This window comes from Streptosporangium sp. CA-135522 (assembly GCF_050949235.1).
Taxonomy (GTDB): domain Bacteria; phylum Actinomycetota; class Actinomycetes; order Streptosporangiales; family Streptosporangiaceae; genus Streptosporangium.
In genome coordinates, this window is sequence record NZ_CP192026.1 from 9039913 (window position 1) to 9057035 (window position 17123).

The following is a 17123-nucleotide window of genomic DNA, read 5'->3' on the forward strand; positions in this document are numbered from 1 at the left end:
TACGGCTCAGCACACCTGGTCCCCGTTCTTGCTGACCGGGCAGCTCGCCCGCACGGCGCAGGTGCGACATCCGTCGTTGACCTTGGCCCGGAAGAACGGCCCGGACATGCCGAGCGCCACGGTGTCGACCATGTCGCGGGCCCAGCCGGGATCGGAGTCTTCCGACAGGGCCTGCTGGGTCTGCTCCTTGGCGTCCTTCTTCCCCGCGGCGTCGCCCACCTGGACCAGGGCGGCGCCGCCGGGCTCGGTCATCCCGTGCCGCTGGAAGGCGCCCAGTAACGCGGCGAGCTGGTAGACCCCGAGCTGGGGGTGGCGTTCGATCTCGACGTCCTTGGGCCCGTTCTTGCCGGTCTTGATGTCGATGATCACGGCACGGCCCTCGGCGTCGCGCTCGACCCGGTCCACCCGCCCCTTGATCTGCACGCCCTCGGAGACGGTGGCCGTGAACGCCTCTTCCAGGCCGACCAGCTCGCGGGGGTTCTCCTGGTGCCAGCGGACGAACTTGGAGATCATCTGCTCGGCGACCTTGCGCTGCTTGCGGTTGTACCAGACGCCGCCGAAGTCCAGCTCGTGCCAGATCTCGTCCAGGCGCTTGCCGAGGGTGTCCTCGGCGGGCATGCCGGTGGCGGCGAGCACGGCCAGCGCGTGGATGACCGTGCCCAGTCCCCGGGCCGCGTCGGTGCCGCTCGCGCCCACGGAGGTCTCCAGCAGCCAGCGCAGGCCGCACTTGGTGAAGTTCTCCACCGCGGAGGGCGAGATGCGCACGACGTCGTCGGGCCAGCTCAGTGGCCGGTCGTCGGAGATCGGAGTCAGGGCGTACCACTCGTTGGGGTGGGCGCCGGACACTCCGGCGGCGGCGAGCCTGGCCAGATGCTCGGCGGCGGCCTTGCGGAGCGGGGCGGGCCGGGTCGGGTCGGAGACGGCCGAACGCAGGTCGGCCACCAGCGCGGACATGCTCAGCCAGCGGGAGCGCTCGTCGACGACCGTCTCCTCGATCGCGCCGGGCACCAGCTCGGTGAGGAACCGGGAGGGCCGCTCCTCGTTGTCGTCGCCCCCCACCGCGGTGACGACGAGCCTCTTCCTTGCCCTGGTCGCCGCCACGTAGAACAGGCGGCGCTCCTCGGCGAGGAGCTGGGAGACCAGCGCGGCCGAGACCGCGGCCGGATTCTCGTGCTCGGATCCCTCCGCCCTGGCGACCATGTCGTCTGTGCTCAGGATGGACCCGCGCAACCGCAGGTCCGGCCAGGCTCCCTCCTGGACTCCGGCGACGACCACGACGTCCCATTCGAGGCCCTTGGAGCGGTGCGCGGTCAGGATCCGCACCGTCTCGGTGTCGGGGGCGCGTTCGGCGAGGGTGTCGCCGGGGATCTCCTGGGCGACCAGGTCCTCGACGAACACCTCGACCCCGGCGTGCGGCAACCGGTCCACGAACTTGGCCGCGTGGTCGAACAGCGCCATCACCGCGTCGAGGTCGCGGTCGGCCATCGTCCCCCGGAACCCGCCGGCGACGCTCGTCTCGGTCCACTTCTCGGCCAGCCCGGTGGCCTGCCAGACGGTCCAGAGCACGTCTTCGGCGGTGCCGCCCTGCCGTACGGCCTCGGCGGCGCCGGAGATGAGCCGGGCGAGCCGCTCGGCGGGCAGCGCCACGTGCGGCTCCACCCGGACCAGCTCCCGCACGTCCTTCAGGGCGGCGACCAGCAGCTCGCCCGACGAGCGCGGCCCGGCGATGTCACGCTCGCCCGAGTGGTCGACCAGGTCGCGCTCGTCGGGGTGTGTCATCGCCTCGTGTTCGGCGATCCGCAGCGCCCGGCGCAGACGGCGCACGCCGATCATGTCGGTGCCGCCGAGCGCGCCGGTCAGCAGCTCCTCGGCCAGCGCCTCGTCGAGGGTCTCCGGATGGAGGGCGACCTGGATGAGCCTGATCAGCGGCCGCACGCCCGGTTCCTGGAACAGCGGCAGCTCGCCGCCGCCCACGACGACCGGCACTCCGGCGGTGACCAGCGCCCGGCGCAGCAGGGGCACCTGGCGGGTGGCCGAGCGCACCAGCACCGCCATCCGCGACCAGGCGACCCCCTCCAGCAGGTGGGCCCGGCGCAGCGTGTCGGCCACGACCGCCGCCTCCTGCGTGGCTCCGTCGGTCACCACCACCCGGACGTCGCCGGGTTCGGCCTCGGGGAGGGCGCGCAGGTCCCGATGCGCGGCCCCGCCCGGGGTGGCGGGCAGGCGCGCGGCGACGCGGCGGGAGGCCCTCAGCAGCTCGGGCCCGCTGCGACGGCACACGCGCAGGGCGATGATCGGCGCGTTCTCGCCGTCGGCGGTGGGGAAGCTCTCCGGGAAGCGCATGATTCCGCGCACGTCGGCACCGCGGAAGCCGTAGATCGACTGGTCGGGGTCGCCGACCGCGACGAGGTCGCGCCCCTCCCCCGCCAGCTGCTGGAGCAGGAACTCCTGGGCCGGGTCGGTGTCCTGGTATTCGTCGACGAAGACGACGTCGTAGGCGGACCGTTCGCGCAGCCGGACCTCGGGATCGGTGAGCAGGCCGCCGGCGGTGCGGATCAGCTCCGAGTAGTCGAGCACCGGCTCCATGTCCAGGTCGAACCTGGCCTGGTAGCGGTCGTCGAACCGCCCGGCGGCCACCCAGTCGGCGCGGCCGTGGCGGCGGCCCAGCTCGACCAGCTCGGGGCCGTCGAGACCGCGCTCCGCGGCGCGGGCCAGGAAGTCGCGCAGCTCCTGGGCGAAACCCCGGGTCTTGAGGGCCTCGCGCATGTCGTCGGGCCACTGCGGGGCGCCGTCCTCCAGCTCGCCGTGGAGCAGGCGGCGGACCTCCAGGAGCTGCTCGGGACCGGTCAGCAGGCGGGGCGGCACGCCTCCGGCGAGCACGGCCTCACGGCGGAGCAACGCGTAGGCGTAGCTGTGGAAGGTGAGCGCGAGAGGGGTCCGGGTGGTGCGGCGCATCCGGCCGGTGATACGTTCGCGCAGTTCCTCGGCCGCTTTGCGGCTGAAGGTGAGGACGAGCACCCGCTCGGGATCCACGCCGCGACGCTCGACCCGGTCCACCACGGTCTCCACGATCGTGGTGGTCTTGCCGGTGCCGGGGCCCGCGAGCACGAGCAACGGGCCGCTCTCATGGGCCACCACCGCCCGCTGGTGCTCATCGAGCACAGGGGCAACAGCCCTCCCCGCACCCTCACGACGCACCAAACGCCAGCCCTGACCACTCACAACTCGTCATTCCACCAGATCCCGGACGATGATCGTGCCGAGTCCGCGGGTATGGCATGCCGAAGCGGCGATTCCGATCAGCGGGATGATCGGTTCGCCGGGCCGGATCCGGATGATCGCCGCAAGCTCACGCCCAGCTCAGACCGGCACGGACCGTGCCAGGCGCCGGCCGTCACCGCCCGCGGGCGCGGCGCCGTACCCCGGCGGGAAAGGGAGGAGGGGTGACGCATGCCATCCCGCCGCCATCCCGTGGCCGGGTCCGCCGAGGCCCGCGCGGCCCCGTCCGGGAAACGGCTCAGAGGGTGTTCACGAGAGCCTGGAGTGCCTCAGGAGACGAAGACGTGGTCGACCAGCCGGGCGGTCGCCTTGCCGTCGTCGCGAGGGGCGTAGAGGCGCCGGAACCGTTCGTATCGCTCGGCGTGCGCGGCGGCCACCTCGTCGATGGTCCGCAGCGCCTCGATCACCTCGGCACCGGTGGCCAGCAGCGGCCCCGGGGCCTCGGCGACCAGGTCGAGGTAGAGGCCGCGTTTGGCGGAGTAGCGCTGCAGGTCGTGGGTGAAGAAGAGCATGGGCCGCCCGGTCGCGGCGAAGTCGAACATGACGGAGGAGTAGTCGGTGATCAGCACGTCGGCGACCAGCAGCAGATCCGCTATATCGGGATATGTCGTGACGTCATGCCCCAGGCCGCGGGGCATGTTGGGCGCCGCCTGCATCGAGTGCGCCCTGACCAGGAACTCGTGACCGGGACCGAGCACCCGGCGCGCCTCGGCCAGGTTCAGCCGCAGCGAGGCGTTCTTGCGGTCGTAGTCGCGGAAGGTGGGCGCGTAGAGCACCAGCTTGACGCCGTCGGCGATGCCGAGCCTGCGGCGCACCCGCGCGGCCAGCTCGTCCCTGTCGGGGGCGGACAGCACGTCGTTGCGCGGATAACCGCTCTCCAGGACCTCACCCTGATAGCCGAACGCCTTGCGCAGGATCGGCGTCGCCCACGGGCTCTGCGAGACCAGCAGATCCCAGCCCCGCACCTCGACCGCCTGCCGGTGCCAGGCCGGCGGCTTCGGGTCGCGGGACATGTGCGGCAGGTCGTTGCCCAGACGCTTCAGCGGGCTGCCGTGCCAGGTCTGCACGACCATCTGGTCCTCGCGCGCCCGAAACCACGGCGGCAGGAACCCGTTGGTCACCACGTATCGGGAGCGGGCGAGCACCGCGTAGTGCTCGCGGCTGCCCGCGCGGACCACGGTCGGCCGGACGTCGGAGCCGAATCCGAGCTCCGTCGACCCCGGCGGCACGAACGCCCCGTCCTTGACCACCCAGATGTGCTCGCGATCGTCGCCGCGCCGCACGCGCTCCTCGTAGATCGCGCGGACGTTGCCCTCGTACTGCCGCCCGTCGTAGGCGACGTAGACGGTCGCGTCGTTCAGCTCGCGGGTCCGCTCGGCCGGGTAGAACGAGCGCCGCAGCGCGTACAGGCCGCCGGCGCCCCTCTCGTCGTCGGGCAGGTCCTCGGCGACGGTCAGCACCGGAACGTCGAAGCGGGTGGAGAGCAGGCGGTATCTCCGGCCGTCACGGATCTTCGGGTCCTCGTCCAGCGAGTCGAGGACGGCATGGTCGAACCGGAGCGGCGCGATCTCCCCGGAGCGGTCGCGGACCGCCATGCTCCAGCTCCCGCTGCCCATCGGCACGGTCTCCCCGAAGCGGGGCATCGCCGCGGGCGCGAACCGCACCGAGAAGCGGGAATCGGCACGCTCCAACGGCACGGTGTGGATCAGCCCGGTGCGATGCCGCAGCGTCAGCACGGCCGGCCCCGAGCCCGGGTAGGAGCCTTCGAGGGTGAGGGTGCCGTCCTCGTCCCAGCCCGCGGCGAAGACGACCGGGCGGATGCGATGCGCGGAGACGATCACCCGATCCCGCCGGTCGCCCAGCACGGTGATCTCCCGCTCGCCGACGACGGAACGGCTCTCCGCGGCTCCGCCGAGCATGACGGCCGCGGCGGGGTCGCCCTTGGGCTCGATCCAGAGCCTGCCGCCGTCACGTTCCTGCAGCAGGGAGGGTACGGCGAGCGGCACGACGACCTCGGTGCCTCCCTCGACGGGGGTGAAGTCGGCCGACATCCGGTGGCCGTCCAGGCGCGCGTGGCCCCGGCCCTCCCCCTTGCCCGGCAGGAAGACCTTCAGCTCCAGCCGATCGCCGTCCAGCCGCACCTCCGTCAGCTCGGCTCGGTTGGGCTGCAGCACGATCTGGAGAGCCCGGTCGGAGGTCCAGACCGGACGGACCCACCAGCCGTGGCCGAGGTCCAGACCCCGGGGACGCTCGGTGCGGCCGATGGAGGGGCCGCGGAGCAGGCCGGTGGCGCGGGCGCCCCGGCTCCAGATCACGATCTCGGCACGCCAGGTGGTGGTGTCGCGCACGACGGCCCGATGGCGCAGCAGCCGCTTGCTCCCGCGCACGACGGCGCGCACGGCGGAACGCCAGCGCAACGCCCACGGGTGCAGCTCGGCGGTGAAGCCGGACCAGTCGTAGTTGCAGCCCGCCTCCTCCGCGCCGTAGGTGGCCTCCGGGTGGAAGATCCTGCGGGTGCGCAGCCGTACCGGCGGCAGCCAGCGGGGACCGCGCAGCACGATGGAGGCCCGGTTGAACCGGGGTCCCCGGACCGAGAGCCCGGCCAGGTAGGCGTGGCCGCTGATCCGCAGCCGCCCGCCGGACCAGGAGATGTCCTCGACCTGGGTCATCGGGATGAGATCGGCGGCGCGCAACCGGAACATGGACTCCGGGAGCTCGTCCTGCAGCGGCAGGTCCGCATACCAGCGCAGCTTCCTGCGGACCCGCTTGGACGGCTCCGCGGCGGCGGCGGCGAGCTTCTGCAGCGCGTCGCCCTCGGCGAGGTCGTCGACCTTCCGGTGCTCGACCAGGTGGAAGGCGATCCTGCGGGCCACCGGCAGCTCATGCTTGACCCGCGCGTCCACGCCGGCGAGGTAGGGCTTGAGGAGCGTGACGAACTCGCGGCGGCGGGCGGCGCCGCGCTTGACCGCCAGGTCCAGCCGGGAGCCCAGCGGACCGGCCAGCGCGGCGGCGTCGAACCGGCGGCGCTCGGCCGGCGTCAGCCCCTCGGCCAGCACCGCCGCCACGATCGATTCGAGTGGCTCACCCCGGTCACAGAGATCCTGAACAGCCCGTAGACGGTCGGCGACGGCATCGCCGCCGGATCGCGCGGGTGTGGTGCCGGTGGCCATCGGGGAGGCACCGCCTTTCGGACAGAGCGCTGTCCTTGGCCATGTTAGTGGGCCGTGCCCAAGCCGGTTACGCCGTATTTTCCGGCGATCCATCCCACCTTGCCGCGCGCATGTCCGCGCGGGCGCCCCGCAACGGGGTGCGTTCCTCTTTCCACCGGGCCAGACACCTCTGCTCGTGGCCCGGTGGCGGGGTCCCGTCGGCGTGCACGACACGCCACCAGGGCACGCCTCCGCCCCAGGTGGACATGACCTTCCCGACCTGGCGAGGGCCGCCCTCCGCCAGGTATTCGGCGATGTCGCCGTAGGACATCACCATGCCACGCGGGATGCGTTCGACCAGGTCGAGCACGCGCTCCGCGTAAGGGGTCGGATGACCTACCGACTCCATACGGCGGGTCCGGCCGCGAGGATCTCGTCGAGTTTGCCGAACTCGTAGGCCGCCGAGCCGTTCAGCTGCTCGACGAGGCCGTCCCGGATCGCGTAGGACTCACCGTCCTCGCCGACCAGGCGCGCGCCCAGCAGGGCCGACACCCGTGCCAGCTGGGCCACCTGCCAGTCGGATCCGGGCGCGCCGGACAGGCCGCCGTTCCAGACGGCTATGGCATGAACGCCGTCACCATGGCGGGCCAGGACCTCGCCCGCCTCCTGCGAACCGCGGAACTCGAATCCCGCCTGCCCCAGCACAGTCGCGAGCTCCGCGAAGGCGAGAGGCGCCGGGCGCTCCACTCGCAACTCGTACCCCATGAGGGGCGACCCTAGCGAATATTTGACGGTCCTCGAACCATCGGGGCCGTCATTCGGCCCCACCGCGTCCGAACGGTGTCCAAAACGCGTTCCAATCGAACTCAACCGACCCGGTGGCTTCTCGGCCCGGCCTCCTGCTCCTCGGCCGGCCCGCCGTACGGCTCCGGCCGCCGGGAGAGCATCACCACGGCCCCTCCGAACGCGAGCAACCCGCCGAGCAGTCCCGCGCCGTACAGCCAGAGCCGGACCGGATCGGGGCCCGGCCGGGCGGGCTCCTGGGGCACGGGCCCCTCGCCGAAGTGCTTGCCCACCGGCGTCGGCGGCTCCGCCGCGCGACTCATCAGCTCTCCCGCCCTGGCGAGCGCCGCACCGGCGTTGACGACGCCGAACCCGACGTGGTCGTCGTAGCCGGCGGTGGGCGCGGACGTGGCGGTCGAGGTGAGGGCCTGCGCCACTAGATGTGGCGTTATATCAGGGTATTTCGCTTTTATGAGCGCGACGACCCCCGCCACCAGCGCGGTCGCCGAACTGGTCCCCTCCGAGGAGCCATAGTCACCGCCCGGGGTCACCACCGGCACGTCCACGCCCGGCGCGGAGACCAGGACCGAGAGGTTGTCGCTGCTGAACCGGGCCGGCCGGCCCGCCGAATCGACCGCGCCCACCCCGATGACCCCGGAGTATCCGGCGGGGAAGCTCCAGAAGGAGGTGGCGTTGTCGAGCGCGTACTGGGATTCGCCGTCATTGCCGACGGCCGCGACCAGCACCACACCCCGTGACAGGGCGTAGGAGACCGCCTCCCTCTCGGCTTTGTGCGGTCCGTAGGCGCCCAGGGACATGCTGATGACCTTGGCCCCGTGGTTGGCCGCATAGCGGATCGCGCGGGCCAGCGGACTGTCGGTGCGCGTGCGCAGGTCCGCCTCCGGCAGGACGGCCTGGTCTCCTCCCCCGCCCCGCAGGACCAGCGGCAGCGACAGGATGCGGGCCTCGGGCGCGGTCCCGAGGAGGCCGCCGTCCCCCTTTCCCGCCCCGGCGATGAGCGAGGCCATCGCGGTGCCGTGCCAGGCGGTGGCGCTCTCGTCGCCGACGGGCTCCACCGAGCCCATGTCGGGCCCCGAGACGACCCGGCCGCGCAGCTCCGCGACGCCGCTGTCGACCTTGCTGTCCACCAGGGCCACGGTGACGCCTGCGCCCCTGGTGACCTTCCAGGCCTGCTCGATGTTCATCGCCCTGAACACCCAGCGCTGGTCCTCACGCACGTCGGCGGCGCCCACCGGGGTGGCGACCGTCAGGGAGAGCGCGACCAGGGCTGCCGCCGCCCACGGCCGCCTCAGCACACGTTTCCCTGGGTGCACTGCGGCACGGCGTTGGGCTCGTCGCCCAGTGCGCGGGCGATGCGTCCGGCGACGGCCTGAGCGGCCGGCCACAGCTCGCTGTGCAGCATCTCCTCCGGGGAGATCGACCCCCGGGTGCGCCCGTCGCCGTAGCCGGCGGTGGAGAAGACGATGTAGGGGCCGATCGGAATCCAGGCGTTACGCTGCCGCTGGGCGGAGCCGAACAGCTCACTCGCCGTGCCGGGGAAGGCCACGGGGCGCACTCCGACCCTGTCGTCGACCGGAAGCTGGGCGGTCGCGGCGATCCGCGCCTCCTCGTCCGGGAGCACCGCGATGCCCACGGTGATGACGAACGTGGACGTCTGGTCCACGTAGGTGGCCCGCAACAGCGTGCGACAGCCGTACTGGGCGAGGACGGAGCCCGTCGGAGCGTCCACGCCGGACCGGCAGGGGATCTCGGGGGCCATGCCGACGCGCCGGGCGTACTGCTGGGCGCGGCCGAGGCCGAGGTATTGCAACTCGGCGGGGAAGACCAGGTCGGCCGACCAGGCGTGCCAGCGTCTGGCGATGTCGTCTTTGATGTAGCGGGCCTGCTCGGCGGACGTCAGCGGGCGGGCCGCGGTCTCGCGGAACAGCCCGACCGTGCCGGTCAGCACGTCGCCGGCGGCGATCGCCAGGATCGTGCCCATCAGGATCAGGAAGATCGTGCGAAACCGGATCCCCTGCTCCAGCGTCGCCAGCTCGGCGCGCTCGGCCGCCGCGCGGTTACGGCCCGCGGCCGGCCAGGCCCGGACCCGCCGGACCGCGGGGCGGGGCGGGGGTGCGCGCCGTACCCGGGCGCCGCCCGCCCGAGGCGTCCACGAGCCGGGCGGCGGCCAGCCCTCGCGGGCGGGAGACGCCGAGGCTTCCCGGCGCCGTCCCGGCTCCTGAGGCCGCCCGGGCTTCGACATACTTCGATGCTACGTCGCACGGCCCTGCCGCCCTATCGCCGGAGTGTATTTGTGGTGTCGCGTTCCGTCCGGGACGTCACCGACCGCGTCCGGCCGACGAGCACGGCGATCATCGCCATGGACGCGACCGCGCAGAGTCCGGCGACCACGGCCACCGCCCCGTACAGGGTGATCCTGTGCCGGTCCCGGTGGACCACCTGCACGGGCTCCGCCCCGCCGCCCAGCGGGCGCGCGGGGTCGTGGCTGCCGGCCCCCTTGGCGGTGAGGGTGTGGCGGGAGATCCTGGCGGCCTCGGCCAGTGCCCGGGGGGCGTTGACCACGCCGAAGCCCATGCCGGTGTCATATCCTCCGGCCGGTCGGCGGCTCGCGCCGGCGGCGAGGGCCTGCACGACCAGCACGGGCGACATTTTCGGATATTTCGCTTTAATCAGTGCGGCGACACCGGAGACCAGCGCGGTCGCCTGGGAGGTGCCCCGGCCCACCCAGTATTCGTCGCCGGGACCCGCCCCGAGGATGTCCACCCCGGGCGCCGCCACCAGGACCGAGGGGTTCCAGTTGGAGAAGGAGGCCCTGCGCAGCCCCCGGTCGGCCGCCGCGACCGAGACCACCCCCGGGAAGGCCGCCGGGTAGGAGTAGGGGGCGTAACCGGTGGACTCAGGTTTGCCCGCGCCCTCGTTGCCCGCCGCCGCGACGAGCACGACCCCCCGGGAGATCGCGTAACGGATCGCCGCCCGTTCCTCCTTGGTCGCCAGCTCTTTGGAGATCGACATGTTGATCACGTCCGCGCCCTGGTCCACCGCGTACCGGATGCCCTTGGCCACCACGTTCTCGAACCGCTCGGCCGTGTTGAACTCCCGGAAACCCGGCTCCTCGTCCTCCAGGATCACCCGCACCGACAGCACCCGCGCCCTGGGCGCGACGCCGATCACGCCGTCCGCCCCGCCGAGACCGTGACCGTGCCCGGCGATGAGCGAGGCCATGTAGGTGCCGTGCAGCCGCCGCGGGGCGACCCCCGGCGGATTCGCCCCCGCGGTGAAGTCCTTGCCCTCGGTCACCGAACCCGCCAGGTCGCGATGGTCGGGGTCCACCCCCGAGTCCAGCACCGCCACGGTCACCTCCCTGCCCTGGGAGGTCCGCCAGGCACTGGGCAGGTCGAGGGTGCGCAGCACCTGGCGCTGGCCGCCTCGCACGTCGTCGGCGTGCACGGCGGGCGCCGGCCCCAACACGATCAGGGCCAGCACCGCGGCGACGCCCGCCCCTCTCAACACCGCCACTCCCGTGAGGCGCAGTCGGGCCGCGCGGGCGTGGACAGACCTGCGAGGATCCTGTCGGCGATGTCCCCGGCGAAGGCGAACATGGTCGGTCGCTGCTCTCCCACCGCCTTGGCTGGACGGCCGTCGGTCTGCCCCACCGTGCTCATCACCACGTACGGCCCGGCCTGCCGTACCAGGCTGTTCTGCCGCCCCGCGGAGGTGAACCGGTCGGTGACGGTGCCGGGGAAGGCCAGGGCCTTCAGTCCCGGGGAGGGACGGCCGCCCCTGGGCAGCGTCCTCTCGACCGCCACCGCGCCGGACTCTCCCGCGAAGGCGACGACGCCGACGGTGACGACGATGCCCTGGAGCGCGTCGAGGTAGGTGGCGCGCAGGACGGCCCGGCAGTCCGCCCGGCGCAGCGCCTTCCGCAGCCCGGCGTCCACGCCCCTGTCGCAGCGGGTCTCCGTCGAGATGCCCACCCGGTGGGCCTTCTCCTCCCCGCCCTGCTCGGCGGCGTAGCTGATGCTCTCGGGGAAGATACGGCCGGCCGGCCAGACCTGCCAGCGCCGGGTCATCTCGTCGGCCGCGGCCCTGTCCAGCTCCGCCGCGCTCGGACCGCGCGTCAGCTCCGCCCCCGCGGCACTCGAAGCCACCCCGGCCACCACCGCGCAGGTCAGCGTCAGCGCGGACGCCACGACCAGCGTCGGCCAGGAAGGCCGCCGCTGACCTGGGACTTCATTCACGCCCTCGACCTTAATGCGGGGAGGAGGGTGTCATCTGCCGTTCCGTCCGGATCGGCAGCATTGAAAAATATCGGCGGCCCGGAAAGCCGCAACGTGGAAAGCCGTAGTCCGAAAAACCGGCGCGGCGCCCCGTGGAGCGGAGCTCCACGGGGCGCCGGCGGGCATCCGGCGGATCGGCGGGCGCGGGCCCGGCTAGTAGGTCGGCAGGCTCGGGTCGATCGTCTTGACCCAGCTCAGCACGCCGCCGCCCACGTGGACCGCGTCGGAGAACCCGGCGTTCTTGACGATCGCCAGGACCTCGGCGGACCGGGCGCCGGACTTGCAGTGGAGAACGATGCGCTTGTCCTGCGGGAGCTTCTCCAGCGCGGAGCCGTTGAGGAACTCGCCCTTGGGGATGAGCACGGCTCCGGGGATGGAGACGATCTCGTACTCGTTCGGCTCGCGAACGTCGATGACGTAGATGTTCTCCCCGGCGTCCTGCATGGACTTCAGGTCCGTCGCGGTGATCGTGGAGCCGGAGGCGGCCTCCTGGGCCTCCTGGGAGACCGCGCCGCAGAAGGCCTCGTAGTCGTCCAGGAGCTGGGTGACCGTCGGGTTCTTACCGCAGAGCACGCACTCGGGGTCCTTGCGGACCTTGACCGAGCGGTAGTTCATCTCCAGGGCGTCGTAGATCATGAGCCGGCCGACCAGCGGGTCACCGATGCCGGTGAGAAGCTTGATCGCCTCGTTGACCTGGATGGAGCCGATCGACGCGCACAGCACGCCGAGCACGCCGCCCTCGGCGCAGGAGGGAACCATGCCGGGGGGCGGGGGCTCGGGGTAGAGGCAGCGGTAGCAGGGGCCGTGCTCGGCCCAGAAAACGCTGGCCTGGCCGTCGAAGCGGTAGATCGAGCCCCAGACGTACGGCTTGCCGAGCAGGACGGCCGCGTCGTTCACCATGTAGCGGGTGGCGAAGTTGTCGGTGCCGTCCACGATCAGGTCGTACCGGGAGAAGATCTCCATGACGTTGTCGGTGGTCAGCGCCACGTTGTGGATGACCACGTCGACCAGCGGGTTGATCTCCTTGACGCTGGCCGCCGCGCTCTCCGCCTTGAGGCGGCCGACGTCGGACTGGCCGTGAATGATCTGACGCTGCAGGTTGGACTCGTCGACGACGTCGAAGTCGATGACCCCGAGCGTGCCCACACCCGCGGCCGCGAGGTACAGCAGGGCAGGGGAGCCCAGACCGCCGGCGCCCACACAGAGCACCTTGGCGTTCTTCAGGCGCTTCTGCCCGGCCATGCCCACGTCGGGGATGATCAGGTGGCGCGAGTAGCGGCGCACCTCGTCGACGGTCAGCTCGGCTGCCGGCTCTACCAGCGGTGGCAACGACACAGTTCTGCTCCCGTTTCAGGGGGTCTTGACGGTACGGCTGGACGCAGCACGCACCATTCACAACCTAATGCGGTGCCTCACTCATTCCCAATCGAGACGGGGGCAGTCTCACCTATCAGACGCCGGGCCTCGCGGGCGACCCTCGCGGGCAGCTCCATCTGCGCCACGTGCCCGGCGTCGGGCAGCAGTACCAGGCGGACATGGGGGAACGTCCGCCCGGCCCGCGCGGCCATGCGCGGGTTGACGAGCCGGTCGTGGCGTCCGTGGACGACCAGGGTGGGCGCGGTCACCTGGGCCGCCTGCCGCCACAGGTTCTCCGCGCCGCGCCTGAAGTATTCGGCCACGATGCCCCGCGCCGAGCCGACCAGCGCGGTCGCCGCGTACGGCAGGCCGTCCCTGCGGCGCAGCTCCTCGGCCGCCTCCCGGAGCCGTTCCGGGTGGATCCGGCCGAGGTCGGCGTAACACATGCCGAGCGTGGCGTTGAGCCTGCGCTCGGCGGGCACGGCGGTCAACTGCGACGCGGCCCACTCGCCCAGCCTCGGCAGCGCCGACAGGGCCACCCGCGCCGGGCCGTACCGGGGAAGCAGGTCGGGCAGGGCGGGCGAGATGAGCGTGAGCGAGCGGACCAGCTCCGGACGGGTCGCGGCGACCCGCACCGAGACCGCGCCGCCCAGGGAGTTGCCGAACAGGTGGACGGGGTCTGCGGCGACCCGTTCGATCAGCGCCGCGACGGTCCGGGCGTGGGCGTCGACGGAGTAGTCGCCGTCGGACGGCTCCGGGGAGTGGCCGGCTCCCGGCAGGTCGATCGCGTGGCCGGTGACCACGTCGGACAGCTCGCCCATCAGGTCGGTCCAGTTGGTCGCCGAGCCGGCGAGGCCGTGCACGTAGACGGCGGTCTCGGCGGGTCCGGGCGGGGTCGAGCGCACGTGGACGCACCGCTCCCCCAGCTCGATCAGCTCTCCGGGCCAGCTCGGAATCGGCTCCACACCCACACGTCCTCCCTCGTTCCGCCTTCTCCTTTGACGATAGCTCCCGCCGCACGATCCCTGCACAAATGCGACATTAAAGGCATTCCACTGCAAAACATTCGATGAAAGTCCAATGCCGTCAATGAAGAGACAAGCAAAGAGCAAAAGCCACCAATCTCCGTTTGTCACCCGACATCCGAGGAAATCAAGACAACCAGGGACGGCCCATTAGCGGCCATCCCGGGGCATTATCCGATCACTCCGGAAAATGCCTGAAAACGGGGCAACCGATCCTTTCAAGGGGGAAACGCAATGCCCAAGTTCAAGAGTGTCATCGCAGGTCTCGCACTCAGCACGGCAATGGCCGGTGGAGCCGTCGGCCTGGGCGCCGTGACCACGGCGACCAGCGCGGGCGCCACCGCCGGCGTGGGCACCACCTCCATCGCCTCCTTCCAGGCCAACTTCGGTTGGGCGAGCTGCGGCTGCCACCGTAGGTGGCGCTGCTGGGGCGGCTGGGGCTGCAACCGTCGCTGCAACGACCACGACCACCGCCGTGGCCACCGCAAGTTCAACATCAACATCAACAACAACAACAACAACGGCGGCGAGGAAAGCGAGCCCGAGAACAACAACAACAACAACAACGTCTGACCTTCACGGCCGGACACCGAACCGGGGTAGCGCTCGCACCTGAGCGCGACGCGTGGTCGAGGAACATGACGGCACGCGACCCGATTCACCGTTGTTGTGAGCTCCGGGCCCACGGCGGGGCATGAGCTTCGGGGCCCATGGCGGAGGAGCAGGGTGCCCGTGTCCACCCGGGTCGCGGTTCTCGCAGGAGAGCCGTGACCACAGGGGGACACGGGCACCCGACAGAGGTCTCCGAGTCTCCGATTCTCAGCTGGCGTGAGACCTCTTCGTTGTTCGCGGTATTTTCAAGGCGCGGGCTCCGTGGATTTCCATTCACATCCACGGAGCCCGCGTCCGAACCGGTTCATCGCGCCGCGGAGTTCACGCCGGGCGGCGCGCCTTTCCCCGACGGGACGCCTTCTGCTTTTCCGCGTCTTTTTCCGCGCCTTTCTCCGCGCCCTTTTCCGCGCCTTTTTCGGGGGTCTCCTCCGGAGGCCTCCGCACACCCGCCCGCCGGCCCCTCTCCGCGCGCTCACCCCCGGCGGACGCGACCGGGGCCTTTCCCGCGCCCCGAGCCGGGCCGCGACGCTCTTTCTTGGCGGCCTCGACGCTGGCGCGGAGCGCGGCCATCAGGTCGGCCGGCGGCCCTTCCTCGATCGGGACCTCGGCGGGAACGACCTCCCTACCGCCGATCTTCGCCTCGATGACCTCATGGAGCGCCTCCCGGTAGGCGTCCTTGTGCGCCGAGGGGTCGAAGTCGGCGACCATCGTCTCGATCAGCGACTCGGTCATCCTGGCCTCCTGGGGTCGGACGTCGACGCCCTCCTCCAGGAACCCGAAGTCCGCCGGGCGCACCTCGTCCGGCCAGAGCATGGTCTCCAGCACGAACACCCCCTCCCGGACCCGCAGCGCCGCCAGCGACTCGCGCTGCCGCAGCGCCACCTTGACGATCGCCACCAGCCCGGAGCGCTCCAGCGCGTCGCGCAGCAGGACGTAGGGCTTCACACCGGCCGCGTCCGGCTCCAGGTAGTAGGCCTTGTCGAGCAGGATCGGATCGATCTGATCCGCCGGGCTGAACTGGAGCACGTCGATCCTGCGCGAGCTGGACAGCGGCAGGTCCTCGAAGTCGTCGCCGGCGAGCACGACCATGTCGCCGGTCGGGAGTTCGTAGCCCTTGGCCACGTCGGCGAACGGGACCTCCTCCTCGCACACCTGGCAGAACCGGCGGAACCTGATCCGGCCCGCGTCCTCCCCGTGCACCAGGTTGAAGGTGATGTCACGACGCTGGGTCGCGGTGAACAGCCTGACCGGGATCGTGATCAACCCGAACGATACGGTGCCCTTCCAGATGCTCCGCATGGCGTCTCCCTATCTCGGGGCCTCCCGCCAAGCTTCGCACACCAGTTCGGAAATTTCGGAAACAAGGTCGGGTGGATTCAAACACTCACCATCGAGGCAGATACCCGCCATGGCAGATCCGATGCCATGGCTTTCTCAGCACCCGGGCCCTGACGCCGTACGCTTGGCGGTGTCCGATGTTCGCAGGAGGACGGAAGAGCGGGTGTCAGAGATGGGTGTGCGCGACGACAGCCTGCACGGGGAAGAGCCCGACGAGACCCTCTCCGGGGAGATCGGGATCGAGGCGTCCGACGCCGACGCGGCCGAACAGCACCGGCCGGTGCACGAGGACGGCCCCGAATGGCCCGGCGAGATCTCGGCCGAGATGCCCGAGGCCGACGTCGCCGAGCAGAGCCGCCCGATGCACGACGACGGCCCCGAATGGCCCGACCACATCCCGCTGGAGGCCGACCCCGCGGACGCCGCCGAGCAGAGCCGCACGGTGGAGCTCGACGAGGACGACTACCGCTGACCCGGCGAGCCGTCTATCGCTGAGCCGAGTTACCCGCGCGTAGGATGATTCACGACAGCAGGAGCACCCGCAAGGAGAACGCCGTGACCGCTACCCCGGACGCCAAGCCCCGGGGCACCCGGCTGCCCCGAATGGCCCGTCGCCGCCAGCTGCTCAGCGCGGCGCAGGAAGTATTCGTGGAGAACGGCTACCACGCAGCCGCGATGGACGACATCGCCGAGCGGGCCGGGGTCAGCAAGCCGGTGCTCTACCAGCACTTCCCCGGCAAGCAGGAGCTCTACCTGGCCCTGCTCGACCTGCACGTGGACGACATGATCGCCCGCTGTCGCGACGCCCTCGCCTCCACCACGGACAACAAGCAGCGCGTCCAGGCCGCGATCGGCGCCTTCTTCGACTTCGTCTCCGGCCAGGGCGAGGCGTTCCGCCTGGTCTTCGAGTCCGACCTGCGCAACGTCGCACCGGTCCGCCAGCGCATCGAGCGCAACCTCCGCGAGAGCGCCGAGATGATCAGCCAGGTCATCCAGGATGACACCGGCTGCTCCAGCGACGAGGCGCGGCTGCTGGGCGTCGGCATGGTCGGCATGGCCGAGGTCAGCGCCCGATACTGGATCAGCAGCAACGGCTCCATTCCCAAGGACGCCGCCACCCAGCTCATCGCCAGGCTGTCCTGGCGGGGCATCTCGGGCTTCCCCCGGACGAACGCCGACCACTGACCCACGTGCCCGCGGCCACCGACGCGTCTGTTCGCTTGACGCGATCAACCGGCGCGTCGCATCCCCGATGGGGCGACCATGGGAGCAGCAGCCCTCGT

At 71.4% G+C, this 17123-nt stretch carries 14 protein-coding genes; 3 read left to right on the plus strand and 11 right to left on the minus strand.

Annotation, left to right across the window (positions count from 1 at the left end; genetic code table 11):
- Window positions 1-6 precede the first annotated feature (6 nt).
- From ACQPYK_RS42465 to ACQPYK_RS42510, 10 genes are all read right to left on the minus strand, one after another.
- Window positions 7-3162, minus strand: a complete 3156-nt coding sequence (locus ACQPYK_RS42465; protein WP_433244897.1) for an ATP-dependent helicase — start codon at window positions 3160-3162, stop codon at window positions 7-9.
- Window positions 3163-3548: 386 nt separating this feature from the next.
- A complete protein-coding gene (locus ACQPYK_RS42470; RefSeq protein ID WP_433244900.1) occupies window positions 3549-6449 on the minus strand; it encodes a CDP-glycerol glycerophosphotransferase family protein in 2901 nt (966 codons plus the stop codon).
- A 67-nt stretch (window positions 6450-6516) separates the two neighbouring features.
- Window positions 6517-6837 (minus strand): MGMT family protein, encoded by a 321-nt coding sequence (locus tag ACQPYK_RS42475; protein ID WP_433244903.1) that lies wholly within the window; start codon window positions 6835-6837, stop codon window positions 6517-6519.
- Window positions 6825-7193 (minus strand): hypothetical protein, encoded by a 369-nt coding sequence (locus tag ACQPYK_RS42480; protein WP_433244906.1) that lies wholly within the window; start codon window positions 7191-7193, stop codon window positions 6825-6827. The genes ACQPYK_RS42475 and ACQPYK_RS42480 overlap by 13 nt, the downstream gene beginning before the upstream one ends.
- 101 nt (window positions 7194-7294) lie before the next feature.
- Entirely contained in the window at window positions 7295-8527 is a 1233-nt protein-coding gene (locus ACQPYK_RS42485; protein ID WP_433244909.1) for a S8 family peptidase, read from the minus strand.
- A complete protein-coding gene (locus ACQPYK_RS42490; RefSeq protein WP_433244912.1) occupies window positions 8521-9474 on the minus strand; it encodes a hypothetical protein in 954 nt (317 codons plus the stop codon). The genes ACQPYK_RS42485 and ACQPYK_RS42490 overlap by 7 nt, the downstream gene beginning before the upstream one ends.
- A gap of 32 nt (window positions 9475-9506) precedes the next feature.
- Window positions 9507-10742, minus strand: a complete 1236-nt coding sequence (locus tag ACQPYK_RS42495) for a S8 family serine peptidase (protein ID WP_433244914.1) — start codon at window positions 10740-10742, stop codon at window positions 9507-9509.
- Window positions 10736-11470 carry a hypothetical protein gene (locus ACQPYK_RS42500; RefSeq protein ID WP_433244917.1) on the minus strand — a complete coding sequence of 245 codons (735 nt, stop codon included), beginning with the start codon at window positions 11468-11470 and terminating at the stop codon, window positions 10736-10738. The genes ACQPYK_RS42495 and ACQPYK_RS42500 overlap by 7 nt, the downstream gene beginning before the upstream one ends.
- A gap of 192 nt (window positions 11471-11662) precedes the next feature.
- On the minus strand, window positions 11663-12844 hold the full coding sequence (gene moeZ, locus ACQPYK_RS42505) for an adenylyltransferase/sulfurtransferase MoeZ (protein ID WP_433244920.1): 1182 nt from the start codon (window positions 12842-12844) through the stop codon (window positions 11663-11665).
- Between the two features lie 77 nt (window positions 12845-12921).
- Window positions 12922-13836, minus strand: a complete 915-nt coding sequence (locus tag ACQPYK_RS42510) for an alpha/beta fold hydrolase (RefSeq protein ID WP_433244923.1) — start codon at window positions 13834-13836, stop codon at window positions 12922-12924.
- A 288-nt stretch (window positions 13837-14124) separates the two neighbouring features.
- Between ACQPYK_RS42510 and ACQPYK_RS42515 the strand changes: the two genes are divergently transcribed.
- Window positions 14125-14463 (plus strand): hypothetical protein, encoded by a 339-nt coding sequence (locus ACQPYK_RS42515; protein WP_433244926.1) that lies wholly within the window; start codon window positions 14125-14127, stop codon window positions 14461-14463.
- A 360-nt stretch (window positions 14464-14823) separates the two neighbouring features.
- Here ACQPYK_RS42515 and ACQPYK_RS42520 read toward each other — a convergent pair whose 3' ends face one another.
- A complete protein-coding gene (locus tag ACQPYK_RS42520) occupies window positions 14824-15801 on the minus strand; it encodes a Ku protein (RefSeq protein WP_433244929.1) in 978 nt (325 codons plus the stop codon).
- Window positions 15802-16003: 202 nt separating this feature from the next.
- On the opposite strand from ACQPYK_RS42520, the gene ACQPYK_RS42525 reads away from it, so the two are divergent.
- Window positions 16004-16312, plus strand: coding sequence for a hypothetical protein (locus ACQPYK_RS42525; RefSeq protein ID WP_433244932.1), 309 nt, complete (start codon window positions 16004-16006; stop codon window positions 16310-16312).
- A gap of 83 nt (window positions 16313-16395) precedes the next feature.
- A complete protein-coding gene (locus tag ACQPYK_RS42530) occupies window positions 16396-17025 on the plus strand; it encodes a TetR/AcrR family transcriptional regulator (protein ID WP_433244934.1) in 630 nt (209 codons plus the stop codon).
- Window positions 17026-17123 lie beyond the last annotated feature (98 nt).